We start from the raw sequence: 24,779 nt of genomic DNA on the forward strand, positions 1-24,779 counted from the left end.
GCCGTACCGGTCGCTGCGCCGGGAGAGGGTGATCCTCGGCACTGCGCGGCCACCGGGTTCTTCCAGGCTTTAGTCTCATGCCCATCGGGCCCCGCCACCCGCACGGGCGCCCGCCCAACCGCCGCCACTTGACCGGGAGTCACCACAGTGACCGAAGCAGACAACGGCGTCCTGCACACCCTGTTCCACTCGGACCAGGGGGGCCATGAGCAAGTAGTGCTCTGCCAGGACCGTGCCAGCGGCCTCAAGGCCGTCATCGCCATCCACTCCACCGCCCTGGGCCCGGCCCTCGGCGGCACCCGCTTCTATCCGTACGCGAGCGAGGAAGCGGCCGTCGCCGACGCGCTGAACCTCGCACGCGGGATGTCGTACAAGAACGCCATGGCCGGTCTCGACCACGGCGGCGGCAAGGCCGTGATCATCGGCGACCCGGAGCAGATCAAGAGCGAGGAGCTGCTCCTCGCCTACGGCCGCTTCGTGGCCTCCCTGGGTGGTCGCTACGTGACGGCGTGCGACGTCGGCACGTACGTGGCGGACATGGACGTCGTCGCGCGCGAGTGCCGCTGGACGACCGGCCGCTCCCCCGAGAACGGCGGCGCCGGCGACTCCTCGGTCCTCACCGCCTTCGGTGTCTTCCAGGGCATGCGCGCCTCCGCCATGCACCTGTGGGGCGTCTCGACGCTGCGCGGCCGCAAGGTCGGTGTCGCGGGCGTCGGCAAGGTCGGCCACCACCTCGTGGAGCACCTCCTGGAGGACGGCGCCGAGGTCGTGATCACCGATGTGCGCGAGGAGTCCGTGAACCGGATCACCCACAAGCACCCGTCCGTGACCGCCGTAGCCGACACCGACGCGCTGATCCGCTTCGAGGGCCTCGACGTGTACGCCCCCTGCGCGCTGGGCGGCGCCCTGAACGACGAGTCCGTGCCGGTGCTCACCGCGAAGGTGGTCTGCGGCGCGGCCAACAACCAGCTGGAGCACCCCGGTGTGGAGAAGGACCTCGCCGACCGCGGGATCCTCTACGCGCCCGACTACGTGGTGAACGCGGGCGGCGTGATCCAGGTCGCCGACGAGCTGCACGGCTTCGACTTCGACCGGTGCAAGGCGAAGGCGTCGAAGATCTTCGACACCACTCTTGCCATATTCGCTCGTGCGAAGGAAGACGGGATTCCGCCGGCTGCGGCGGCCGACAGGATCGCCGAGCAGCGGATGGCGGAGGCCCGCGTCCGCTGATCTCGGAGGTGCCGTGGAAGGGCCCCGCCGACGTGCGCGAGAGACAAGACTCACCCCCGTCGGCGGGTCGCCCGGCAAGAAGAGGTTAAAATCGCAGTTGACCAGCGAGGACAGGGCTCCTCGTGGGTTGTGCGCCGAGGCGCGTCCTGCGGGCGACGTACCGTATGGCCGCAGGAGCAGGTACCGTGGAAGCCCTACGGACCGGCCTCTCCACGGAGAGCCCGTTCCTGATCATGAACGCGTGTCAAGACTCTGGGGTCACCAAGCCCCATATCCGAGGGGGTCGAGCCATGGGGCGCGGCCGGGCAAAGGCCAAGCAGACGAAGGTCGCCCGCCAGCTGAAGTACAGCAGCGGCGGGACTGACCTCTCGCGTCTGGCCAATGAGCTGGGCGCTTCGACTTCGCAACAGCCGCCGAATGGCGAGCCGTTCGAAGACGACGACGAGGAAGACGACCCGTACGCCCAGTACGCGGATCTGTATAACGACGACGAGGACGAGGACTCTTCCGACGAGTCCGGTTCTTCGTCGCAGCGCCGCGGCGCTTGACCTCGTTGCATTCGCAGCACCTGAAGTATTCGCAGTTCTCGTAGCAACTGCACCTCACCCGGTCCGGGGTGGTCACCACACCGGACCGGGTTTTGTGCTGCCCTTTCGGACTTCTACTTCGCGTAGTCACCGATGAGCTCGGCGCCCGTGGTGTGTGCGCCGCGCTCGGTGATCTCGCCGGCGATCCAGGCGTCCACGCCGCGGTCCGCGAGGGTCGTGAGGGCCGCGTCCGCGGACTCCTCGGGGACGATCGCCATCATGCCGACGCCCATGTTCAGCGTCTTCTCCAGCTCCAGGCGCTCGACCTGGCCGGCCTTGCCGACGAGATCGAAGACCGCGCCGGGCGTCCAGGTCTCGCGGTCGACGATCGCGTGCAGACCGTCCGGGATGACCCGGCCCAGGTTGGCCGCGAGGCCGCCGCCCGTGATGTGGCTGAAGGCGTGGACGTCCGTGGTGCGGGTGAGCGCCAGACAGTCCAGGGAGTAGATCTTGGTGGGCTCCAGGAGCTCCTCGCCGAGCGTGCGGCCGAACTCCTCGACCTGGCGGTCCAGGGACCAGCCCGCGCGGTCGAAGACCACATGCCGGACGAGCGAGTACCCGTTCGAGTGAAGGCCGGACGACGCCATGGCGATGACGGCGTCACCCTTACGGATGCGATCGGGGCCGAGCACACGGTCCGCCTCGACCGCTCCCGTGCCGGCGCCCGCGACATCGAAGTCGTCGGGGCCGAGCAGACCCGGGTGCTCGGCGGTCTCGCCGCCGATGAGGGCGCAGCCCGCGAGGACACAGCCCTCGGCGATGCCCTTCACGATGGCCGCGACACGCTCGGGGTGGACCTTGCCGACGCAGATGTAGTCGGTCATGAAGAGCGGCTCGGCGCCGCACACCACGATGTCGTCCATGACCATGGCGACCAGGTCGTGCCCGATGGTGTCGTACACGCCGAGCTGGCGGGCGAGGTCGACCTTCGTGCCGACGCCGTCGGTGGCGGAGGCGAGCAGGGGGCGCTCGAAGCGCTTGAGGGCGGAGGCGTCGAAGAGTCCGGCGAAGCCGCCGATGCCACCAAGGACCTCGGGGCGCTGCGTCTTCTTCACCCACTCCTTCATCAGCTCGACGGCGCGGTCGCCCGCTTCGATGTCTACGCCTGCGGCTGCGTAGCTGGCACCAGTGGTCTCAGGCATGGGGGATGAGAGCTTTCGTGTCGTTACTACGGGTGGCTTACGGGCGACGGATCGCGTCGGCCGCTGCCGTGGACGCCGGACCGGCGGCCAGCTCCGTCTCCAGGAGCTGCTTGCCGAGCAGCTCGGGGTCGGGGAGGTCCATCGGGTACACGCCGTCGAAGCAGGCGCGGCACAGGTTCGGCTTGTCGATGGTCGTGGCCTCGATCATGCCGTCGATGGAGATGTACGAGAGTGAGTCGGCGCCCATGGAGGTGGCGATCTCGTCGATCGTCATGCCGTTGGCGATGAGCTCGGCGCGGGTCGCGAAGTCGATGCCGAAGAAGCAGGGCCACTTCACGGGCGGCGAGGAGATCCGGATGTGGATCTCGGCGGCGCCGGCCTCGCGGAGCATCTTGACCAGGGCGCGCTGGGTGTTGCCGCGGACGATCGAGTCGTCGACGACGACCAGACGCTTGCCCTTGATGACTTCCTTGAGCGGATTCAGCTTGAGACGGATGCCGAGCTGGCGGATCGTCTGCGAGGGCTGGATGAAGGTCCGGCCGACGTAGGCGTTCTTGACCAGTCCGGCGCCGAAGGGGATGCCGGACGCTTCCGCGTAACCGATCGCGGCGGGCGTTCCGGACTCCGGGGTCGCTATGACGAGATCGGCCTCGACGGGAGCTTCCTCGGCGAGTTTCCGGCCCATCTCGACACGCGAGAGGTAGACGTTCCGGCCGGCGATGTCGGTGTCGGGGCGCGCCAGATAGACGTACTCGAAGACACACCCCTTGGGCTTCGCTTCCGCGAATCGGGACGTTCGCAGGCCGTTCTCGTCGATCGCGATGAACTCGCCGGGCTCGACCTCGCGGACGAAGCTGGCGCCGCAGATGTCGAGCGCCGCGGATTCCGACGCCACGACCCAGCCGCGCTCCAGGCGGCCGAGGACCAGCGGGCGGATGCCCTGCGGGTCACGGGCCGCGTACAGCGTGTGCTCGTTCATGAAGACGAGGGAGAAGGCGCCCTGCACGTCCGGGAGGACCTTGGTGGCGGCTTCCTCGATGGTCATCGGCTTGCCGTCGTCGTCCACCTGGCCCGCGAGGAGAGCCGTCACCAGGTCGGTGTCGTTGGTCGCCGCGACCTGGGTCGCACGGCCGTTCTCCTTGGGCAGGGCGGCCACGAGCTCGGCGAGCTGGGCCGTGTTGACGAGGTTGCCGTTGTGCCCGAGCGCGATGGAGCCGTGCGCGGTGGCACGGAACGTCGGCTGGGCGTTCTCCCATACGGAGGCTCCGGTGGTCGAGTAGCGGGCGTGACCGACCGCGATATGACCCTGGAGCGAACTGAGAGACGTTTCGTCGAAGACCTGGGAGACAAGGCCCATGTCCTTGAAGACAAGGATCTGGGAGCCGTTGCTGACCGCGATTCCCGCGGATTCCTGGCCTCGATGCTGGAGGGCGTACAGCCCGAAGTAAGTGAGCTTGGCGACCTCTTCACCCGGAGCCCAGACACCGAAGACGCCGCAAGCGTCCTGGGGGCCTTTCTCACCGGGGAGCAGATCATGATTGAGTCGACCGTCACCACGTGGCACGACATCGAGTGTAGGCGAGATCGACCACTGGTCCGAATTGGGGATACGGGCCCCGCACGGAGCGTAATCGTGGCCCTGGTGCGTACGGGGAGTACGAAGCCCTTGTGAACAGGTGGGCCGGATCGTTGACAGGGTCCACCGGGCCCCGTGAAGCTCCTGGTCCATGCCCCTGCAGCAGCTCCGTGGCCCGAAGGTCACGCTCGTGGAGCGCCGCCACGTCGACCTGGTCCGTGTCGCGAGCGCTCTCTGTCACCGCGCTGCCTGAACCTCCCCTCCCCTCGCCCTTCCCCCGTGGGTACGTGCTGATCCGCCGTGCCCTGTTCAGGAGCGCAGCCATGTCGTCGTCCTCGTCATCGCCATCGCACGAAAAGTCCGCTCTGTCCCGACGTGCCTTCGCGGGCGCCGTGGGTGCCGGTGCCGCCGTCGCGGCGGGCCTTCCCAGCACCGCCGAGGCCCGTGAGCGGCCCTTCCGCGCCGCCCCGCGGCCCGGCTCCAAGCGGCCGAACATCCTCTTCGTCCTCGGCGACGACCTGGGCTGGGCCGACCTCTCCTCCTACGGGTCGCCGCACATCAAGACCCCGAACCTGGACCGCCTCGCCCGCCAGGGCGTGCGGTTCACCGATGCCTACGCGGGGTCCGCGACCTGCTCGCCGACCCGCTTCAGCCTCTACACCGGGCGCTTCCCGGGCCGTACGGAGGGTGGGCTCGCGGAGCCGATCGCGGACAAGTCCGTGGGCCTTGAGCCGACGCATCCCACGCTGGCGTCGCTGCTGCGGGACGCGGGGTACGCGACCGCGCTCATCGGCAAGTGGCACGCGGGCTACCTGCCGGACTACTCGCCGACCAGGTCGGGCTGGGACGAGTTCTTCGGGAACTTCGGCGGGGCCCTGGAGTACTACTCGAAGCTGGGGCTCGGCGGTGAGTACGACCTCTACGAGGGCGACGCCGAGTACAAGGACCTGCGCTATTACACGCGCATCCTGACCGAGCGGGCGAGCGAGTACGTGCGGCGCGACCACGGTGACAGACCCTGGCTGCTCAATCTGAACTTCACCACCCCGCACTGGCCGTGGATAGCCGACGGCGACACGGAGCAGAGCGCCGAGATCGTACGGAGGATCAAGGCGGGCGAGAAGGGTGCGCTCTGGCATCAGGACGGCGGTTCCGTCGAGAAGTACACGGAGATGGTGCAGGACCTGGACCGGTCGGTGGGCGAGGTCCTGAAGGCCCTGAAGAAGTCCGGTCAGGAGCGGGACACCCTGGTGTTCTTCGCCTCCGACAACGGCGGTGAGCGCTTCTCGTACAACTGGCCCCTCTCCGGCAACAAGTCCTCGCTCCAGGAGGGCGGCATCCGCGTGCCGACCATCGTGCGGTGGCCCGCGCGGATCGACGGCGGGCAGGTCAGCCACGAGCCCGTGTTCACCCCGGACTGGACGGCGACGCTTCTGGAGATCGGCGGGGCCAGGCCGAGCCCCGCGTACCCGCTGGACGGGACCAGCCTCGCGCCCTACCTCCTGAAGGGCGAGGAGCTCGCGGAGCGGGAGCTGTTCTGGCGCGTGCGCGGGGAGCGGGCCCTGCGGCGCGGCGACTGGAAGTACTACCGGGGCAAGGGCGGCAAGGACCAGCTCTTCGACCTCGCGGTGGATCAGCGCGAGCAGGCCGACCTGGCGGCGCGCGAGCCGCGTCTCCTTGCCGAGCTGAAGGCGGCCTGGGAGAAGACGGACAAGGGGCTGCTCCCCTATCCGGCCGTCTGAACCGCCGCCCGGCGCGAGCCGCTGCCTGAACTGAGCCTTAAGCCCGGCCTAAGAAGCCTTCCCGGGGGTTCGCGGGGGCCCGAGTGATCGCTAGCGTGCCTGGCACGCAACCGAGTTGATCTTCGGACCGCGCGAACCCCCACTCGGAAGGTCCCCATGAAACCGTCCCCGCGCCTCTGCCTGATACCGGCCGCCGTGGCCACCGCCCTGACCGCCGCCGCGGCGGCGCCCGCGCCCGCCGCCGACGAGCCGGAGCGGCGCGTCCAGGTCGCCATGGTGAACTTCACCGACAGCCGGATCCCGGACGCGGGCAAGCTGGAAACCGCCCTGAAGGACAACTACTTCGGCGCCGACTCCTCCCTCACCTCGTACTACAACGAGGTCACCGGAGGTGCGACCACCTTCAAGGCCGCCGAGGGCGACGGCGTCACCGGACCCGTCGACATCGACCTCGCGGCCACCGGCTGCGACACCGGCAAGATCAATGACCTGACCCGCAAGGCCCTCGCCGCGAAGGGCGTCCCCGAGGACAGCTACGACCACCTGTCGCTCGTCTTTCCCTCGGAGAAGGCCGGCTGCGACTGGCTCGCCCTCGGGACCGTCGGCGGCGGCACCACCTGGATGCCGATCGGCGCCGACGGCAAGATGTCGATGACGGCCCTGGTCCACGAGTTCGGCCACAACTTCGGCTACAGCCACCACATGCGGCTGCGCTGCCCGGAGGGCGACCTCGGAGCGGGCTGCAAGGAGGACGGCACCAGCCACAAGACCCCGATGGGCGGCGGCGGTTGGGAGGCCGGGCTCACCTCGCCCGAGCTCCTGCACAACAAGTGGCTGACGGGCGGCGAGGTCGCGAAGGTCGCCAAGTCGTCGACGTACACGCTGCGTCCGCTGTACGGGGAGGGCAGCGGCGTCCGCGCGCTCGACATTCCGCTGGGCGACGACCGTCTCGTCGTGGAGCTGCGGCACGAGTCCGGCACCGTCGACGGCGGCATCCAGGGCGTGCACGCCTACCGGGTACCGGCCAAGGACTACGCGAAGTCGGCGCTCGTCGACCCGACGCCGGACGCCGACGGCTCCGACCGTGGCGCCCCGGCCGACGCGGACGCCCTCAAGGCGGGCGGGACGCTGACGGACGAGGCCCGGAAGGTCGAGGTCAAGGTCGTCAGGGCGGCGGCCGAGACCGCGACGGTGCAGGTGAGCCTGGACGGCGTGGCGGCGCCGAAGGAGGCCGCGGCCGCCGAGCCCGTGGAGGACAAGCCCGCGGAAACCCCCGCCGGGGCCCGCGCGGAAACCCCCGCCGGGGCCCGCGCGGAGGCCCCCGCCGAGGCCGGTGCGGACACCCCCAACGCGGCACGCCCCGCCGGTGACTCCACCGAACTCGCGGAGACCGGCGGCGACTCGGACACCACGCTCGCCTACTCGGTCGGCGGCGGCCTCATGCTCGCCCTCGGCGGCGCGTTCCTGCTGAAGTCCCGCGCCCGCCGCGTCGCCGTCACTTCTCCTTCGGCGCGGCGGCGTTCGCGCTGACGACCGTGCCGTCGGCGGCGGTGAGCGAGAGCCCGGCGTGGCTCAGCTGGTAGCTCACCTTGCCGTCGAACAGCTTGAGGAGCTTCTTCTCGGTCTCCCCGGCGGCTCCCTCGCACAGCATGCGGGTGGTCCGGGGGGCGCCGAGGGTGATCTGCCCGTCCTTCACCTCGGCCTTGGCGGAGACGTTGTTGCAGCCGAGCTTGCCGCGGACCATGCCGTCCTTGCCGAAGGTCAGATGGGCCTTGCCGTCCACTTCCTTCGGCAGGGGGGCCGTGGCCTTGCGGTCACCGATGGCGTTCACGTTCCACTTCGTGCCCGTCAGCGGGGCGTCCGGCTTCGAGGTGAGGGCCACGCGGTCTCCCTTGTCCGTGGTGAGCGTCAGTTTGTCGCCGTCGACCGCGGCCTTCAGCTCACCCTTGCCGATGGCGCCCTTGAGGGCGTTCTCGAAGTCCAGCTTGTCGCAGGCCCGCTTGGTGGAGAGGGCATTGGCGAAGCCGACGGTGTCGCCGTCCGTCCTCACGTCCGCGGTGAAGCCATTGCAGCCGTAGTTGCCCTCGGCTTTGCCCTTGTCGCCGATCTTGACGTACGCGTCGCCCGGGGCCTGCTGTTTCTTGCCGTCCACCGTGACGCTCTCGACGTTCCAGTGCACGCCGGAGAGCCTCGGCTGAGACCCGACGGACCCGCTGCCTGAGCCGGTCTCGGTGCCGCACGCGGTGAGCATGCCCGCGGCGGCCAGGGCCATGACGGTCGGAGTCAGTCGTTGCTTCTGCATGCCGCTGTGACGAGACAAGTGGGTGATCCGGTTCCCTTCCCGTCCCCGGCAGCCTCGCCTCCCCCGCCTCAGGGGCCCCTCGCGTCAGCTCATGACCGGCAGCAGCGCCGCCAGATCCGCCCGCTCCCCGCTCGCCCCGACCTTCGCCGCGTCGAGGGCGGCCTTCCAGTCCGTACGCCCGGTCGCGAGGCGGATCCAGGTGAGCGGGTCGGTCTCGACGACGTTCGGCGGGGTCCCGCGGGTGTGCCGGGGCCCTTGCACGCACTGGACCACGGCGAACGGCGGGATCCTGACCTCGACGGCACCGCCGGGGGCCTTCACCGCGAGGGCGTCGGCGAGCAGCCGGGTGCAGGCTGCCAGGGCCTGACGGTCGTACGGGACGTCCAGGCCCGGCACCGCGTCGTTCAGGTCGTCGGTGTGGACGACGAGTTCGACGGTACGGGTGACCAGGAAGTCGTCGAGGGTCATCGCGCCGAACCGCGTCGGCATGAGGCGGCCCGCCGTGACATCGGGCAGCGCGTCCTCGAAGTCGGCGAGGGTGCGCGCGTACAGCCCGGTCAGATCCTCCTGCGCGGCGAAGGCCCGCGCTGCCTCGTCGACCTGCGCGGCGGCCGAGGCGGTCGCGAACGGCCAGTCGAGCAGGGGCACTTCGCGTGCCGGCGGCTCCGGCAGGGCGAGGAAGCGGGTGGCGCCGCCCAGTGCCATCGTGAGGTGGGCGGCAAGCTCGCGGACGGTCCAGCCGCCGAGCCTGGTCGGCAGGGCGAGCTGCTCGGGCTCCAGGGTGCCGACCGCTTCCCGTACGTTCCCGAACTGGGCGAGGACGGCGGTGCGGATCTTGGCGGAGTCGTAGAGACGCGTGCGCTTCTTGGCCGGTGGCATGGGCCGAGCCTAATTCTTCCCGGGGTAGCCCCGAAGACCCTTTTCCACCTGGCCGAAGACGCGCTCGGCGGATTCGGCGCAGTCCTTCACGATCTCGTCGAGGGGGTCACCGGCGAGGGTGCGTTCGTGGTTCTCGACGATGAGCGCGTTGCGGGCGCCGATCAGCTGGGCGGCGGCGACGCGCGCGAGGAGCAGGTCGTCCGTCTCGGCGGCGAGGGCGTCCGCGAGGAGCTGGACGCTGCGCATGTGGAAGATCACCATGCGGTGCGCGAGGGTCGGTGTCTCGCTGATGAGCTGGCGCACCTTGAGGGCGCGCGGGTCACCGCTGAGGCCGATCGAAGGGTCGCGGGCGGCGATCTGTCCCAGGAACTGACCGCGCATCGCGGCGACCGCGGACTCCCCGGGCTGGCGCTCGCGCACCGCGCGGGCCGGGTCGCCGACGTGCTCCTCCATGGGGCTGACGATCGCGCCTTCCTTGGTGCCGAAGTAGTTGAAGACGGTCATCTTGGACACGTCGGCAGCCTCGGCGATCTCCGCCACGGAGACATGGTCGAAGCCCCGCTCGGAGCAGAGGTCCACGGCGACGCGCCAGATCCGCGACGCGGTCTGCTTCTTCTTGCGCGCGCGCAGCCCCAGCTCCTCAGTCATGCAGGTCACGGTACCGGGGCGGCCTCTTCACGGACCCTGAACGTCGCGCCGTACATGACCGAAGGCCCCACCCGACGGGAGGTCGGGTGGGGCCTTCGGTCACGTACGAGCCGAACCGGTCAGGCGAAGAGCCCCGGCAGGGTGCCCTCGTGCGCCTCGCGGATCTCGGCCAGCGGGATCGTGAACTCGCCCTGGAGCTCCACCGCGTCGCCGTCGACCACACCGATGCGCGTCGCGGGCAGGCCGCGCGCCCCGCACATGTCCGTGAAGCGCAGCTCCTCGGAGCGCGGGACGGAGACGACCGCCCGGCCCGCCGACTCGCTGAACAGCAGGGTGAACGCGTCCAGGCCGTCCGGGACGACCAGGCGCGCGCCCTTGCCGCCGCGGAGGCAGGACTCGGCGAGGGCCTGCGCGAGGCCACCGTCGGAGAGGTCGTGCGCGGCGTCGACCATGCCGTCGCGCGAGCCCGAGATGAGGATCTCGGCGAGCAGCCGCTCGCGCTCCAGGTCCACCTTCGGGGGAAGCCCGCCGAGGTGGTCGTGGACGACCTGCGACCAGGCCGAGCCGCCGAACTCCTCGGTGGTGTCACCGAGCAGGTAGAGCAGCTGGCCCTCTTCGGCGAACGCCATCGGCGTGCGCCGCGCGACGTCGTCGATCACGCCGAGCACCGAGACGACCGGGGTCGGGTGGATCGCCGCCTCGCCCGTCTGGTTGTAGAGCGAGACGTTGCCGCCGGTCACCGGGGTGCCCAGGATCTGGCAGGCGTCGGCGAGGCCACGGGTGGTCTCGGCGAACTGCCACATGACGTCCGGGTCCTCGGGCGAACCGAAGTTCAGGCAGTCCGAGACGGCGAGCGGCTTGGCGCCCGTCGCGGCGACGTTGCGGTACGCCTCCGACAGGGCGAGCTGCGCGCCCGCGTACGGGTCGAGCTTCGAGTAGCGGCCGTTGCCGTCGTTGGCGAGGGCGACACCGAGGCCGGTCTCCTCGTCGATACGGACCATGCCGGAGTCCTCGGGCTGCGCGAGCACCGTGTTGCCCTGCACGAAACGGTCGTACTGATCCGTCACCCACGCCTTGGAGGCCTGGTTCGGCGACGCGACGACCGCGAGGACCTGCTCGCGCAGTTCCTTCGAACTCGCCGGACGTGCAAGCTTGTTGGCGTCGTCCGCCTGGAGGGCGTCCTGCCACTTCGGCCGCGCGTAGGGGCGCTCGTAGACCGGGCCGTCGTGGGCGACGGTGCGCGGGTCGAGGTCGACGATCTTCTCGCCGTGCCAGAAGATCTCCAGGCGGTCGCCGTCGGTCACCTCACCGACGACGGTGGCGATGACGTCCCACTTCTCGCAGATCGCGAGGAAGCGCTCGACCTTCTCGGGCTCGACGACCGCGCACATGCGCTCCTGCGACTCACTCATGAGGATCTCCTCGGGAGTGAGCGTGGAGTCGCGCAGCGGTACGTCGTCGAGCTCGACGCGCATGCCGCCGGAGCCGTTCGAGGCCAGCTCGGAGGTCGCGCAGGAGAGACCGGCCGCACCGAGGTCCTGGATACCCACGACCAGCTTCTCGGCGAAGGCCTCCAGGGTGCACTCGATGAGGAGCTTCTCCTGGAAGGGGTCACCGACCTGCACGGCCGGACGCTTCGACGGCTTGGTGTCGTCGAAGGTCTCGGAGGCCAGGATCGAGGCGCCGCCGATGCCGTCGCCGCCGGTCCGGGCCCCGTAGAGGATGACCTTGTTGCCGGGGCCGCTGGCCTTGGCGAGGTGGATGTCCTCGTGCCGCATGACGCCGATGGCACCCGCGTTGACCAGCGGGTTGCCCTGGTAGCAGGCGTCGAAGACGAGCTCGCCGCCGATGTTCGGCAGGCCCAGACAGTTGCCGTAACCGCCGATGCCCGCGACGACACCCGGCAGGACACGCTTCGTGTCGGGGTGGTCGGCGGCGCCCATCCGCAGCGGGTCCACGACCGCGACCGGGCGTGCGCCCATCGCGATGATGTCGCGGACGATGCCGCCGACACCGGTGGCCGCGCCCTGGTAGGGCTCGACGTACGAGGGGTGGTTGTGCGACTCGACCTTGAAGGTGACCGCGTAGCCGTTGCCGACGTCGACGACTCCGGCGTTCTCGCCGATGCCGACGAGCATGGCGTCGTTCTCGGGGGCCTTCTCGCCGAACTGGCGCAGGTGGACCTTGCTGCTCTTGTACGAGCAGTGCTCGGACCACATGACGGAGTACATGGCGAGCTCGGCGCCGGTGGGACGGCGGCCCAGGATCTCGCGTACGCGCGCGTACTCGTCTTCCTTCAGGCCCAGTTCGGCCCAGGGCAGCTTGACGTCGGGAGTCTCGGCTGCGTGCTTGACGGTGTCCAGAGTCATGCGTTGACCAGCTTCTTCAGGATCGAGGTGAAGAATCCGAGGCCGTCGGTGCGGCCGGTCCCGACCAGCGGCTCCACGGCGTGCTCGGGGTGCGGCATGAGGCCGACGACATTGCCCGCCTCGTTGGTGATGCCGGCGATGTCACGGAGCGAGCCGTTGGGGTTGCCGTCCAGGTATCGGAAGGCGACGCGGCCCTCGGCCTCCAGCATGTCCAGGGTCCGCTCGTCGGCCGTGTACTGGCCGTCGATGTTCTTGAGCGGGATCTGGATCTCCTGTCCTGCCGTGTAGTCGGCGGTCCAGGCGGTCCGGTCCGTCTCCACGCGCAGCTTCTGCTCGCGGCAGATGAAGTGCAGGTGGTTGTTGCGCAGCATCGCGCCCGGCAGCAGGTGCGACTCGGTGAGCACCTGGAAGCCGTTGCAGATACCGAGAACCGGCATCCCCGCCTTCGCCTGCTCGATGACCGACTCCATGACGGGCGAAAACCGTGAAATGGCCCCGGCCCGGAGATAGTCGCCGTACGAGAATCCGCCGGGAAGCACCACGGCGTCGACCTGCTTCAGGTCCTTGTCCCGGTGCCAGAGCGGCACTGCCTCGGCGCCGGCTACGCGGACGGCGCGCTGGGTGTCGCGGTCGTCGAGCGTTCCGGGGAAAGTGACGACTCCGATTCGAGCAGTCACTTCTCTTCCTCCACCTTTACGAAGAAGTCTTCGATCACGGTGTTGGCGAGGAAGGTTTCCGCCATCTCGTGGATACGGGCGAGGGCCGCGTCATCGACGGGCCCGTCCACCTCGAGTTCGAAGCGCTTTCCCTGACGTACGTCGGCGATCCCCTTGAATCCGAGGCGCGGCAGTGCACGCTGCACCGCCTGGCCCTGGGGGTCGAGGATCTCCGGCTTGAGCATGACGTCGACTACGACGCGTGCCACTGGCACTCCCGGTGTGTGGTGCTGGCTGAGCGGTCCCTTCAGACTACCCGCACAAAAATTCTACTCGCGTAGATTCGTAGAAACCTACGTGAGGACGGTCACGTTCCTGCTCATACTCGCGTATCGAACGGGGCACCTTCGCGAAAAATCCTGGAAAAGATCACGCATCGCCATTGCGCCCGGACACGCGGGCGGATTTAGTCGGGCTTCACAATGCAATGCCGGGCACTGTACAAAGGAAAAGGCATTGGCCGATCCTTTGCACATAACAGTGCCCCATAACAGCCGGACAGCCGGCATCGCCGCACGTCAACGTCGGTGGAGCCGCACGAAGGGACCGATATTCGTGGCGCAGCGTGTCGTAGTCACTCTCTTTGACGACATCGACGGCGGGGAAGCGGCGGAGACGATCGCCTTCGGTCTTGACGGCAAGTCGTACGAGATCGACCTCAATCAAACCAATGCCAAGAAACTGCGCAAGGTACTTGCCCCGTACCTGGACGCGGCCCGCAAGCAGTCGAAGTCCGGCAAGGCCTACCGGCACACGACGGTGGCGGCGAACCCCGCGGCCGTCCGCGCCTGGGCCCGCTCGCACCAGATGGACGTCCCGCCGCGCGGCCGCATCCCGAAGAAGGTCTACGAGGCCTTCGAGGCAGCCAACTGACGATCCGGCCGCACCCCGGCCCACCTCGGCCGATGGCCTGCCAGGAGGGCCCCTCGGCAACCGACTTGACCTGCACCCCCGACGGTCGGCTAAAGTCTGGAGCACGCCGAGGGGCAAGGCCGAAAGGCCCGAACCTCACGGAGTCTTGCGGGTGTAGTTCAGTAGTAGAACATCCCCCTTCCAGGGGGAAGGCGCAGTGTGCAATTCCTGTCACCCGCTCTGCATCGCCCACCGATCCACCCTTCTGGGTGCGGTAGGCTGGTGCTCGCGCCGATCAGTGAGAGCTGGTCGGAGGCAATGCGAACGTAGCTCAGTTGGTAGAGCGCAACCTTGCCAAGGTTGAGGTCGCGAGTTCGAACCTCGTCGTTCGCTCCATTGAAGAAGGCCCCGGTCATCGCGACCGGGGCCTTCTTCGTGTGTGACCCGGCGACGTATGTGACCTGCGACCCCGCTTCTGACATTTGTCATGCGAGCCGGTGACAGCGCGCACTGCTCCGGCGCCCGGGGCCGGGGGAGGCTCGTCCCATGACTGACCAAGTGATCGACGTGACCGATCTGCGGCGCGTGTACGGGGGCGGTTTCGAGGCGGTCCGGGGAGTCTCGTTCTCCGTCGGACGCGGCGAGCTCTTCGCGCTGCTCGGGACCAACGGCGCCGGGAAGACCTCCACCGTCGAACTCCTCGAAGGGCTCGCCCCACCCGCCGGGGGGCGGGTGCGGGTGCTCGGGCACGATCCGTACGCCGAGCGGGGCGCCGTGCGCCACCGGATCGGTGTGATGCTCCAGGAAGGCGGCTTCCCCTCCGAGCTGACGGTCGCGGAGACCGTACGGATGTGGGCGGCGTGCACCAGCGGCGCGCGCCCCACCGCGGAAGCCCTGGACATGGTGGGCCTCGGCAAGCGGGCCGGCGTCCGCGTGAAGATGCTCTCCGGCGGCGAGAAGCGGCGGCTCGACCTGGCGACGGCCCTCATCGGGCGGCCCGAGGTGCTCTTCCTCGACGAACCCACCACCGGGCTCGACGCCGAAGGGCGCCGCGAGACCTGGGAGTTGGTGCGCGCCCTGCGCGACGGCGGCACGACCGTGCTGCTCACCACGCACTACCTGGAAGAGGCCGAGAACCTCGCCGAACGGCTCGCGATCCTGCACGAGGGGCGGATCGCGGCCGCGGGCCGGGTCGCCGAGGTGGTGGCCGAGCAGCCCTCGCACGTCTCCTTCGAACTGCCCACCGGGTACTTCGTCGGGGATCTGCCGCCGCTCGCCGAGCTCGGGGTGAGCGAGCACGAGATCACCGGCGGACGGGTCAGGCTGCGGACGCACGAGTTGCAGCGGACGGCCACGGGGCTGCTGCTGTGGGCGCGGGACGCGAACGTCGAGCTCGGCAGGCTCGACGTGCGTGCGGCATCGCTGGAGGAGGCGTTTCTGCGGATCGCGCGGGACGCCGAGAGCGCGGCGGACGTCGCGGAGAAGGAGAAGGTGGCATGAGCGCGCTGACGGTGACCCCGCAGGCGGTGACGACTCCCGCCCGGCGGATGGCCGCCCTCGCCCGGGCCGAACTGACGCTGTTCGGTCGCAGCAAGGGCACGTTGTTCGCGGCGCTGTTCGTGCCGCTCGTGATGCCGCTCAGCCTGCACCAAGCCGCGGACGGCATGGATCTCAAGGGCACCGGGCTCTCGGTCGGATCCGTGGTGGTGCCCGGCGCCATCGGCTTCTCCCTGCTCTTCGCCGTCTACTCCGCGCTGACCACTGTCTACGCCGCGCGCCGCGAGGAACTCGTGCTCAAGCGGCTGCGCACCGGTGAGCTGCGGGACCCGGAGATCCTTGTCGGGGCCGCGCTGCCCTCGGTCGCCATCGGCGTGATCCAGACCGTGGTCCTCACGGTCGGCTGCCTCGTCCTGCTCGACGCGGGCGCGCCGAGCGCGCCGCACCTCGCCGTCATCGGCGTACTGCTCGGCCTGGTGATGTTCGGCGCCCTCGGCGCGGTGACCGCAAGCCTCAGCAGGTCCGTGGAGTCCGCGCAGGTCATGGCCATGCCGCTGGCGTTCGGCTCGATGTTCGGGTCCGGCCTCTTCATCCCTTTCGAGGTCATGCCCGACAAGCTGGCCGCGGTCTGCGAGCTCCTTCCGCTCTCGCCGGTGATCGAGCTGGTGCGGGGCGGCTGGACGGGGAATCTCGCGGCGTCGGACGCTCTCGGCGCCACCGCCACCGCTGTGGCCTGGACCGTGGTCTCGGTGTTTGCTGTACGACGGTGGTTCCGCTGGGAGCCGCGGCGTTGAGGAAGGGGTCGGCGGTGGTCGTCGGACGGATGCGAAGGCTGCAGCGGGACTGGCAGAGCTCCAGCAAGATCCAGAAGGTGGAGCTGCAGAGCATGGCCATGTGGCACTCCATGCCCTGGCTGTTCTTCCTCAGCTGGGCCTCCCTGCCCGTCGGCCTGAGCCTGCGGCACCAGACGGTTCCGCTCGTCCTCGGCTGGACCCTGATCGCAGTCGCCGCCGCGCAGTGTGTGCACGTCAACCGCACCATCCGGGCATCCCTCGACCACTATCTGAAGCGCGCGGGGATGCCGCGCCGCGATCTCGCCGTGTCGGCGGTGCTCATGGTCCTCGTCCTGGGCCTGGTGATCGCCCTGCAGATCGTGGACGGCGCCGAGGCGGAGACCCTCGTCCTCGCGTCCCTCTTCGGCGTGGTCCCCTACGCGACGTCCCTGGCGTTCGCCGTGCCCGTTCGCTCCTTCCTCATCCGGCTCGCCCTGATCGCCGTCGCGGCGGTGGCCGCTTCGGCGGCGGCCGGCGTCCACGACGGGCGGCTCCTCGGCCAGGCCCTGGTGATCGTCCTCGGCGGTCTGATCTCGCTGGTCTCCTCCCGCTGCGGCGCCTGGACGCTCGCCGTGATGTGGGAGGCCGACCGGGCCCGCGAGGTCGAGGCGCGGCTCGCGGTGGCCGAGGAGCGGCTGCGGTTCGGGCGTGACCTGCACGACGTCATGGGGCGCAACCTCGCGGTCATCGCCCTCAAGAGCGAGCTGGCCGTGCAGCTGTCCAAGCGGGGGCGCCCCGAGGCGGTCGACCAGATGGTCGAGGTGCAGCGGATCGCGCAGGAGTCCCAGCGAGAGGTACGGGAAGTGGTACGGGGATACCGGGAGGCCGACCTCGCGGTCGAACTCGCCGGTGCGCAAGGGGTACTTGAGGCGGCCGGGATCGACTGCCGGGTGAGCGGGTCGTCGGCGGGGCTCTCGGTGTCCGTCCAGTCGGCGCTGGGCTGGGTCGTGCGCGAGGCGACCACCAATGTGCTGCGGCACGGGGACGCGCAGCGGTGCGACATCACCCTGACGATCACCGATGAACGTACGTCGCTGGTCGTCGAGAACGACGGGGTGCCCGAGGCCGCCCCCGACGGCAGGAAGGGCTCCGGCCTCGCCGGGCTCAGGGAGCGGCTCGCGGCGGTGGGCGGGACGCTGGACTTCGCCTCCGGCGACGGGTGCTTCCGCCTCGCCGCCCAGGTGCCGCTGGACCGCCCCCGGCAGGGCAATCCCCCGCGGGTCGGCCGACAGGAAGTGGAAAGGGTGGCGCCATGAGCCTGCGCGTACTGCTCGCCGATGACGAGCACCTCATCCGTGGCGCCCTCGCCGCGCTCCTCGCCCTCGAGGACGATCTCGTCGTGGTCGCCGAGGCCGCGTCGGGGCCCGAGGCGCTCGCCATGGCCCTCGCCCACCGGCCCGATGTGGCCGTGCTCGACCTGGAGATGCCGGGCGCCGACGGTGTGAGTGTGGCCACATCGCTGCGGAGCGAACTGCCGCACTGCCGCACCATGATCGTGACGAGCCATGGCAGACCGGGGCACCTCAAGCGGGCGCTCGCGGTGGGCGTACGGGGCTTCGTGCCGAAGACAGTGAGCGCGCAGCGCCTCGCGGAGATCATCCGTACCGTTCATGCCGGTAATCGCTATGTGGACCCGGAGTTGGCCGCCGACGCGATCTCCGCCGGGGACTCGCCGCTGACCGTCCGCGAGGCCGAGGTGCTCGAACTCGCCGCCGACGGGGCACCCGTCGCGGAGATCGCCGAGCGGGCCGCGCTGTCGCAGGGAACGGTCCGCAACTACCTCTCCTCCGCGGCCACCAAGATCGGTGCGGAGAACCGTCATGCCGCGGTGCGTCTCGCACGCGAGCGAGGTTGGGTATAGTTGGCATCGCGCTTCGGCGCAGCGCGGACGTAGCTCAGTTGGTAGAGCGCAACCTTGCCAAGGTTGAGGTCGCCAGTTCGAACCTGGTCGTCCGCTCCACAGAGAAAACCCCCGGTGCCTCTCGGCGCCGGGGGTTTCTTCGTGTTCCGCGGTGTGCGGCTACCAGGCCATGCCCGTCAGACGCTCGTACGCCTCGATGTACTTGGCGCGCGTGGCGTCCACCACGTCCTGCGGGAGCGGGGGCGGCGGCTGCTCGCTCTTGCGGTCCCAGCCGGAGGCCGCCGAGGTCAGCCAGTCGCGGACGAACTGCTTGTCGAACGACGGCTGGGCGTGGCCCGGCTCCCAGCTGTCCGCGGGCCAGAAGCGGGACGAGTCCGGGGTGAGGACCTCGTCCGCGATGACCAGCGTCTCCCCCTCGAAGCCGAACTCGAACTTCGTGTCGGCGAGGATCACGCCGCGGTCGCGGGCGATGTCACGGGCCCGGCCGTAGACCGCGAGGGTCGCCTGACGGAGCTGGGCGGCCGTCTCGGCGCCCACCTGGCGGGCCACTTCCTCGTAACTCACGTTCTCGTCGTGCTCGCCGACCTCCGCCTTCGTGGCGGGCGTGAAGATCGGTGCGGGCAGCTCCGAGCCGTCGGTCAGGCCGTCGGGCAGCGCGAGGCCGCAGACGGTGCGCGAGTCGTTGTACTCGACCAGGCCCGAGCCCGTGAGGTAGCCCCGGGCGACGCACTCGACCGGGACCATCGCCAGGGACTTGCAGACCGTGGTGCGACCCTCCCAGTCGGCGGGGGCGCCGGGCGGGACGTCGGTGGAGATGACGTGGTTCGGCACGAGGTCGGCGAGCTGGTCGAACCACCACAGGGAGAGCTGCGTGAGGACCCTGCCCTTGTCAGGGATCTCCGTGGGCAGCACCCAGTCGTAGGCGGACATGCGGTCGCTCGCGACCATCACGAGGTCGCCCGCCTCGTTCCGGTACAGGTCGCGCACCTTGCCGGTGTGCACATGCACCAGGCCCGGCACCTGAAGCGGCTCGGGCTTTTCTACGAATCCGGACACGGTTCCTCCCCGTGGTTCTGACTGGATGCTGCTGATTCTCCCGCATAGGGAGAGGGCTCGCGGCCAGGGGGGATGCCGACGAGCTTCAGTCCCGTTTGCAGATGCGGTCCAGGAGGTTGGCGGTGGCGCGCTGGACACGCGTGTCCACATGGCCGGGGCGGTCGAGCGCCGGGGACCAGGCGAAGGTGCCCGAGGCGAAGACCAGGGCCCCGGAGGGGGCGCGGTAGAGGGACGACTCCTGGTGGCGCATGGCGCCGTCGGAGTCCTCGTACGGCGAGTGGGCGAGAAGGATGCGGCCCTGGTGCTCCGGCAGCGCGGTGCGCGGGAAGTAGCGGTCGGCCTCGCCCGCCACCAGGCCCTCGATCTCGTCCCCTTCGTGCGCGCCCGTCGCCTCCCACAGCCAGTGGTCCGCGTTGCGCACGACGAGGGGGGCCGGTTCGGGGACCCGGCCCGCGTACTGGATGCCCAGGAGCTGCTGTTCGGCCTTGTCCTGCTCTCGCCAGAGGGCCGGCCTGCCGGGGCCGTGGCGCTTGCGGCAGGTCAGCAGGCGGTCATCCACACCGGACGGCGAAGGGCCCAACTCCACCTGCCAGTACATGGTGTTGGCGGAGAGGAAGACGAGGGACGTGCCGTGCTCGCGGGCCTGCTCCGTGGCGCGGCGCATGTTCGCCGACCAGTACTCGTCGTGGCCCGGGAAGACCAGGCCCCGGTACCGGGTCGGATCGATGCGGCCCGCGTGCAGGTCGCGGGTGTCGGCGTACGCGAGGTCGTAGCCGTACCGCTCGGCCCAGCGGATGAAGTCGTAGGCGTGGCCGACGTGCAGGGGCAGGCCCGCGCCCGCGTACGGACGGTCGAAGGAGACCGTGTGCGCGGCCTCGCTCTCGCCCAGCAGGCGGCCCTTCTCGTCCCACGCGTGGTAGAGGCTCGCGCCCGTGCGGCCGTCCTCGGGATAGAGGTTGTACGCCTGCCAGGTGATGTCCGGCAGGAGCAGGAGCAGATCGGCGCGGTGGTCGTCGCGGACCGTGAACGGGACGTGCGAGCGGTAGCCGCCTACCGTCGTGAGCACCGCCACGTACGCCCCGACGCTCCAGTAACTCGGGATCTGCAGACGCCAGGAGAGCCACCAGTGGTGGCAGGAGACCGTGCGGTCGGCGGCGAGCGGGGGCGGCTGGACGATGCCCGAGAGGCGCGGGCTCGTGGTGATCTTGCTGGCGCCGTCTCCGCCGTAGTGCCCGATGCGGTAGATGTCGACGAAGAACTGCTGGGGCGGATCCACCGTGACGTGGAAGTCGATCGCCCCGCCGGGGGCGGCGGCGCCGGTGGAGGCGAAGCCCTTGATCTGGCCGTGCACGTCGTCGGCGGTGCGGGGGCCGTTCGTACGGGTGCGGGGTGCGGGGATGTTCCGCGCGCCGGGGGCCGGGGCGTGGTCGATGTACCAGGGGACGACTTGGCCCGTGTCGTCGAAGTAGTGCTCGGCACCTCGGAGCCAGGGCAGGGGCCCTTGGCCGAAGGGGTCGGTCACGGCGTGCGCCAGTGCGCCCGATTCCCACCTGCGGATCTGCTCCGACCCCATGTGTGTACCCCTCCCTCGCTGCTCCCCCGAGATTGCTCTGTGTCGCGGTGCCGCCGCTCGCCTGCCGGATCACAGGTCGGATTACATGTCGGATCGCATGCGGACCAACGGCCGATCCCAGCACATCACATTACGCACGCACTCCGTCACCGTTCGTCGCTAATCGACGAGAACGGAAGGGAGCGTTCCGGGGAGTGGGGGGCGGAGGCGGGCGCGGGGTGGTGGGTGCGCGTGGGTCCGCGTGGGTGCGCGTGGCTCCAGGGGCGGGCCGGTCGGGGCGCCGGGGGTGGCCGGTCGAGGTCGGCTCAGACCAGACGGACCGGCTTCTCCGGGCGCACGCCCAGGCGGGCCAGCCAGCCGCGCAGGGGGATGGGGTCGCCGTCCTCCACGAGGCTCAGAACATGGGGCGTGAGATCCGCCGCGCGCTCCCCGTCGACCAAGAGGGACGGGCCGTCCAGCCAGTCCAGACCGGGGGCGGCACCCGCCGTGTCCACGGCCGCGCAGCAGACAAGCGCCGTGACGTGGTCGGCCAGCAACTCCCGTCCCGTACGCGGCGGCTGGAGCGGGAACAGCGGCAGCATCCCGTCGTCCCAGAGCGCGTCGTCCGGGCCCTGTCCCGTGGGCGCGGGGCGGGGCGGGGCGGCGGCTTCCTCGCGGGCGATCTCCGCGGTGAGGCCGGCGGCCAGGAGACCGCCGGGGCCGTCGGCGGGCTCTTCGCCGTCCTCGAGCTCCTCGCTGAGCAGGGGCTCTTGGCTGAGCAGGGGCTCTTCGTCGGCCAGGGGCTCTTGGCTGACCGCGGTTGCTTCGTTGCCCGCGGTTGCTTCGATGCCTGCGGTCGACTTCTCCGTGGCCTCCGTGGCCTCCGTGCTCTCCGCGGCCTCCGTCGTCAGGTGGTCCAGTACGCGGCCGAGGGTCGGGCCCTTGGAGTCGGCTGTCGTCGGGTCGGCGCAGTGGCTGACGCCCAGGGAGTCCAGTACGCGGTGCAGACGCGCGGCGTCCATGCGCCACTTGCGGTCGACGACCTCGTCCGGATACTCCTGCCACGCGACCGGCGCCCAGTCCGGGGTCTGCTCGGCGGGGCCGCCGTGGAAGAGGCGGGCGGCGAGCAGCGAAGCCGCCTCGTCCACCGAGCCCGGCTCCTCCAGAAGATCACAGGCGGGGCGCTCGCCCAGGCGGGACGTGAAGCCCTCCGCCAGCCGGTCCCTGCGGGACAGCTCGGTGAGGGCGGACACGACACCCGCGTCGAGGCGGGAGGGCCAGCGGCCCATCCGCCAGGCGGGCAGCGCGACCTTGGTCAGGAGCCGGTCCCACCCGGCGTACGCCAGGCCCACCTGCTCCTGGGCGACGATCCGCACCCCGTAGTCCACGGCCTGGGCGCGCTCGGCGGCGGCCGCCGCGACCCCGCGCTCCATCTCGCCGGCATGCCCCCGGACACTGCGCAGGAGCAGCCGCGTCACCCAGCCGGCACCCCCGAGCACCGTACGCACGAGCGGACCGCGTCCCGGCGCCGAAGTGACCGCGACCGCGGCGTCGAGCCCGCGGATGAAGCGGCGGGCCGCGGCTATGTCGGGGTGCGCCGAGGGTCCCGTGCCGGCCACGACCGGGGCGAGCACCGCGCGCAGCTCGCCGACCCGCATCCACCACAGGAACGGGGAGCCGATGACGAGCACCGGAGCGACAGGGGCCGGACGGCGCGGGGCGGGCCGTCCGTCCCGTACGCCGTTGCCCTCGTCCTGCGGGGCCGGCGGAACGGAGCCCTCCGCGGGCGGGCCGTGCGCGGGGTGGGTGCGGTCCTCGAGCCAGCTGTCGCAGTCCGGGGTGAGCGCTATCGCCGAGGGGGCCGGCACGTCGAGGCGGTCGGCGAGGTCCCGCACCAGGCGGTACAGATCGGGGGCCGAGCCTTCGGTGATCGGGACGGTCGGGCTGACGGCGGGCCTGGACCGCGCGACCACCAGTGCGATGCCCGCGGCGGCGATCAGGACGAGCGCGGCGACGGCCGTCACGACGCCGCGCGCCACGTCCCAACTCCCGCCGGTCATATGGCCCGTGACGCCGCCCGCGATCAGCACGACGGCGACGGCAGCGGGCAGCAGCGCGACAGCGAGCGCCCTGCTGCGGATGCGCAGCACGGCGAGCGCCTGGGAACGCGCGGACTGCACGCCCACCTCCACACCCGTACCTGACACGACCGATGTCACCCCCTGCTGCCTGCGCCGCCTGTCTCCCGGCCGGGGGCCGGGGCGACGGGCGGACGGCAGCCGCCGATGGATTTGCTCACTCCCCCACTGTGGCACCCGCCACTGACATCGCAATGCCGGTGGTCTGTTTGGCTCTGGGCGCCTGAACCGCTTGCGCCGCACCCTAGTTGGGGTGCCGGGCATCGTCAGCCGGATGGGCCAGCGGTCACTCGATGGAATGGCTTTGGGTAAAGGTGGATGACGGTCAGGCCCCGGATCCGATGTCAGATCCGGGGCCTGTGAGCCGTTCGCGGGTGGCGCGCGGGCAGCGCGCGAGTGGCGTTCGTTACGCCTGTGCCGCCTCCGAAGCAGCTTCCGAGGCCGCTTCCGAAGCCGCCTTCGCCGCGATGTCCGTGCGGTGCTGGGAGCCGTCGAGGCGGATGCGGGACAGCGCCTCGTACGCGCGCTCGCGGGCCTCGGTCAGGTCCGTTCCGGTGGCCGTCACGGAGAGCACACGGCCGCCCGCGCTGACCACGGCGTCGCCGTCATGCTTCGTCCCCGCGTGCAGGACGTACGCGTCGGGGGCATCCTGTGCCGCGACATCGCCGAGGCCCTCGATGGGGTCGCCGGTGCGCGGGGTCTCGGGGTAGTTGTGCGAGGCGATGACCACGGTCACCGCGGCGTCGTCGCTCCAGCGCAGCGGGGGCAGGTCCACGAGGGTGCCGTTCGCGGCGGCCAGCAGGACCCCGGCGAGCGGGGTCTTCAGGCGGGCGAGGACGACCTGCGTCTCGGGGTCGCCGAAGCGGGCGTTGAACTCGATGACGCGTACGCCGCGACCGGTGATCGCCAGGCCCGCGTACAGCAGTCCCGCGAACGGGGTGCCGCGGCGGCGCAGCTCGTCGACGGTCGGCTGGAGCACGCTCTCCATGACCTCGTCGACCAGCTTCGGGTCGGCCCACGGGAGGGGCGAGTACGCGCCCATGCCGCCGGTGTTCGGCCCTTCGTCCCCGTCGAGCGCGCGCTTGAAGTCCTGCGCGGGCTGCAGCGGGACGACGGTGACGCCGTCCGTGACCGCGAAGAGGGAGACCTCGGGGCCGTCGAGGAACTCCTCGATGACGACGCGGTCGCAGGCCAGGGCGTGGGCGCGGGCCGCCTCGATGTCGTCGGTGACGACGACGCCCTTGCCGGCGGCGAGTCCGTCGTCCTTGACGACGTACGGCGCCCCGAAGGCGTCGAGCGCCTCGTCGACCTCTTCCGGGGTCGTGCAGACGTAGGACCGCGCGGTGGGCACCTGGGCGCCCGCCATCACGTCCTTGGCGAACGCCTTGGAGCCCTCCAGCTGGGCGGCCTCCACGGAGGGGCCGAAGCAGGGGATTCCGGCGTCGCGCACGGCGTCGGCGACTCCGGCGACCAGGGGCGCCTCCGGGCCCACGATCACCAGACCGGCACCGAGCCGGGTGGCGAGGGCGGCCACCGCGCTGCCGTCGAGGGCGTCGACCGGGTGCAGCTCGGCCACGTCCGCGATGCCGGCGTTGCCGGGGGCGCAGTACAGGGCGGAGACGTCGGGGTCGAGGGACAGAGAGCGGCACAGGGCGTGTTCGCGGGCACCACTGCCGATGACGAGGACCTTCACGGGCGCCAGCCTAGCTTGGCGCGGCCCGTGCCTTCGTACGGCCGCCCCAGTCCCGGGGGCTGCCTCGTTTGTACGTTCCTCCAGAGATGGAGCGGCTCCGGCCCGC

The 24,779-nt window shown here is 70.5% G+C and carries 22 protein-coding genes and 3 tRNA genes; 13 read left to right on the top strand and 12 right to left on the bottom strand.

Features of this window, described 5'->3' with window-relative positions; genetic code table 11:
* Positions 1-147 precede the first annotated feature (147 nt).
* The gene (locus ACWGIH_RS14290; RefSeq protein WP_453448422.1) at positions 148-1,230 is read left to right on the top strand and encodes a Leu/Phe/Val dehydrogenase; all 1,083 of its coding nucleotides are present in this window, start codon (positions 148-150) and stop codon (positions 1,228-1,230) included.
* Positions 1,231-1,520: 290 nt separating this feature from the next.
* The gene (locus ACWGIH_RS14295; RefSeq protein WP_363310544.1) at positions 1,521-1,778 is read left to right on the top strand and encodes a DUF3073 domain-containing protein; all 258 of its coding nucleotides are present in this window, start codon (positions 1,521-1,523) and stop codon (positions 1,776-1,778) included.
* Between the two features lie 113 nt (positions 1,779-1,891).
* Here ACWGIH_RS14295 and purM read toward each other — a convergent pair whose 3' ends face one another.
* A complete protein-coding gene (purM, locus tag ACWGIH_RS14300) occupies positions 1,892-2,959 on the bottom strand; it encodes a phosphoribosylformylglycinamidine cyclo-ligase (protein WP_453448423.1) in 1,068 nt (355 codons plus the stop codon).
* A 37-nt stretch (positions 2,960-2,996) separates the two neighbouring features.
* A complete protein-coding gene (gene purF / locus ACWGIH_RS14305) occupies positions 2,997-4,523 on the bottom strand; it encodes an amidophosphoribosyltransferase (protein WP_453448424.1) in 1,527 nt (508 codons plus the stop codon).
* A 163-nt stretch (positions 4,524-4,686) separates the two neighbouring features.
* On the opposite strand from purF, the gene ACWGIH_RS14310 reads away from it, so the two are divergent.
* The 3 genes from ACWGIH_RS14310 to ACWGIH_RS14320 all read left to right on the top strand — a co-directional run bounded on the left by ACWGIH_RS14310 (position 4,687) and on the right by ACWGIH_RS14320 (position 7,807).
* A complete protein-coding gene (locus ACWGIH_RS14310) occupies positions 4,687-4,788 on the top strand; it encodes a putative leader peptide (protein WP_453448425.1) in 102 nt (33 codons plus the stop codon).
* 70 nt (positions 4,789-4,858) lie between these two features.
* Positions 4,859-6,277, top strand: coding sequence for a sulfatase family protein (locus ACWGIH_RS14315; RefSeq protein WP_453448426.1), 1,419 nt, complete (start codon positions 4,859-4,861; stop codon positions 6,275-6,277).
* 156 nt (positions 6,278-6,433) lie between these two features.
* Positions 6,434-7,807 carry an LPXTG cell wall anchor domain-containing protein gene (locus tag ACWGIH_RS14320; protein WP_453448427.1) on the top strand — a complete coding sequence of 458 codons (1,374 nt, stop codon included), beginning with the start codon at positions 6,434-6,436 and terminating at the stop codon, positions 7,805-7,807.
* Here the strand turns inward: ACWGIH_RS14320 and ACWGIH_RS14325 are convergent.
* The 6 genes from ACWGIH_RS14325 to purS all read right to left on the bottom strand — a co-directional run bounded on the left by ACWGIH_RS14325 (position 7,773) and on the right by purS (position 13,400).
* Positions 7,773-8,579, bottom strand: a complete 807-nt coding sequence (locus tag ACWGIH_RS14325; protein ID WP_453448428.1) for an META domain-containing protein — start codon at positions 8,577-8,579, stop codon at positions 7,773-7,775. The two genes, ACWGIH_RS14320 and ACWGIH_RS14325, sit on opposite strands and share 35 nt — an antisense overlap.
* A gap of 84 nt (positions 8,580-8,663) precedes the next feature.
* Positions 8,664-9,458, bottom strand: a complete 795-nt coding sequence (locus tag ACWGIH_RS14330; protein WP_453448429.1) for a sterol carrier family protein — start codon at positions 9,456-9,458, stop codon at positions 8,664-8,666.
* A 9-nt stretch (positions 9,459-9,467) separates the two neighbouring features.
* Positions 9,468-10,106 (bottom strand): TetR/AcrR family transcriptional regulator, encoded by a 639-nt coding sequence (locus tag ACWGIH_RS14335; protein WP_453448430.1) that lies wholly within the window; start codon positions 10,104-10,106, stop codon positions 9,468-9,470.
* A 119-nt stretch (positions 10,107-10,225) separates the two neighbouring features.
* On the bottom strand, positions 10,226-12,475 hold the full coding sequence (gene purL, locus ACWGIH_RS14340; protein WP_453448431.1) for a phosphoribosylformylglycinamidine synthase subunit PurL: 2,250 nt from the start codon (positions 12,473-12,475) through the stop codon (positions 10,226-10,228).
* A complete protein-coding gene (gene purQ / locus ACWGIH_RS14345; protein WP_344522188.1) occupies positions 12,472-13,152 on the bottom strand; it encodes a phosphoribosylformylglycinamidine synthase subunit PurQ in 681 nt (226 codons plus the stop codon). The genes purL and purQ overlap by 4 nt, the downstream gene beginning before the upstream one ends.
* Positions 13,149-13,400 (bottom strand): phosphoribosylformylglycinamidine synthase subunit PurS, encoded by a 252-nt coding sequence (gene purS / locus ACWGIH_RS14350; RefSeq protein ID WP_135332092.1) that lies wholly within the window; start codon positions 13,398-13,400, stop codon positions 13,149-13,151. The genes purQ and purS overlap by 4 nt, the downstream gene beginning before the upstream one ends.
* A 346-nt stretch (positions 13,401-13,746) precedes the next feature.
* Here purS and ACWGIH_RS14355 point away from each other — a divergent pair, with 346 nt between their 5' ends.
* From ACWGIH_RS14355 to ACWGIH_RS14390, 8 genes are all read left to right on the top strand, one after another.
* Positions 13,747-14,064, top strand: coding sequence for a histone-like nucleoid-structuring protein Lsr2 (locus ACWGIH_RS14355; protein ID WP_363210158.1), 318 nt, complete (start codon positions 13,747-13,749; stop codon positions 14,062-14,064).
* A gap of 147 nt (positions 14,065-14,211) precedes the next feature.
* Positions 14,212-14,283, top strand: a tRNA-Gly gene (locus tag ACWGIH_RS14360).
* An 80-nt stretch (positions 14,284-14,363) separates the two neighbouring features.
* Positions 14,364-14,439: transfer RNA gene (locus tag ACWGIH_RS14365), tRNA-Gly, on the top strand.
* A 150-nt stretch (positions 14,440-14,589) separates the two neighbouring features.
* Positions 14,590-15,543, top strand: a complete 954-nt coding sequence (locus tag ACWGIH_RS14370; protein ID WP_453448432.1) for an ABC transporter ATP-binding protein — start codon at positions 14,590-14,592, stop codon at positions 15,541-15,543.
* Positions 15,540-16,334 carry an ABC transporter permease gene (locus ACWGIH_RS14375; RefSeq protein WP_453448433.1) on the top strand — a complete coding sequence of 265 codons (795 nt, stop codon included), beginning with the start codon at positions 15,540-15,542 and terminating at the stop codon, positions 16,332-16,334. Before ACWGIH_RS14370 ends, ACWGIH_RS14375 begins: the two co-directional genes overlap by 4 nt.
* Before the next feature lie 14 nt (positions 16,335-16,348).
* Positions 16,349-17,629 (top strand): sensor histidine kinase, encoded by a 1,281-nt coding sequence (locus ACWGIH_RS14380; RefSeq protein ID WP_453448434.1) that lies wholly within the window; start codon positions 16,349-16,351, stop codon positions 17,627-17,629.
* Complete coding sequence (locus ACWGIH_RS14385; RefSeq protein WP_453448435.1) at positions 17,626-18,234, top strand: response regulator; 609 nt, start codon at positions 17,626-17,628, stop codon at positions 18,232-18,234. Before ACWGIH_RS14380 ends, ACWGIH_RS14385 begins: the two co-directional genes overlap by 4 nt.
* A 23-nt stretch (positions 18,235-18,257) precedes the next feature.
* Positions 18,258-18,333: transfer RNA gene (locus tag ACWGIH_RS14390), tRNA-Gly, on the top strand.
* Positions 18,334-18,393: 60 nt separating this feature from the next.
* Here the strand turns inward: ACWGIH_RS14390 and ACWGIH_RS14395 are convergent.
* The 4 genes from ACWGIH_RS14395 to purD form a co-directional block, all read right to left on the bottom strand.
* Positions 18,394-19,290 (bottom strand): phosphoribosylaminoimidazolesuccinocarboxamide synthase, encoded by an 897-nt coding sequence (locus tag ACWGIH_RS14395; protein WP_453448436.1) that lies wholly within the window; start codon positions 19,288-19,290, stop codon positions 18,394-18,396.
* 85 nt (positions 19,291-19,375) lie between these two features.
* A complete protein-coding gene (locus ACWGIH_RS14400) occupies positions 19,376-20,863 on the bottom strand; it encodes a N,N-dimethylformamidase beta subunit family domain-containing protein (RefSeq protein ID WP_453448437.1) in 1,488 nt (495 codons plus the stop codon).
* A 305-nt stretch (positions 20,864-21,168) separates the two neighbouring features.
* Positions 21,169-23,049 carry a hypothetical protein gene (locus ACWGIH_RS14405; protein WP_453448438.1) on the bottom strand — a complete coding sequence of 627 codons (1,881 nt, stop codon included), beginning with the start codon at positions 23,047-23,049 and terminating at the stop codon, positions 21,169-21,171.
* Between the two features lie 337 nt (positions 23,050-23,386).
* Complete coding sequence (purD, locus tag ACWGIH_RS14410; protein ID WP_453448439.1) at positions 23,387-24,673, bottom strand: phosphoribosylamine--glycine ligase; 1,287 nt, start codon at positions 24,671-24,673, stop codon at positions 23,387-23,389.
* Positions 24,674-24,779 lie beyond the last annotated feature (106 nt).

Source organism: Streptomyces sp. NPDC054872, assembly GCF_053610705.1.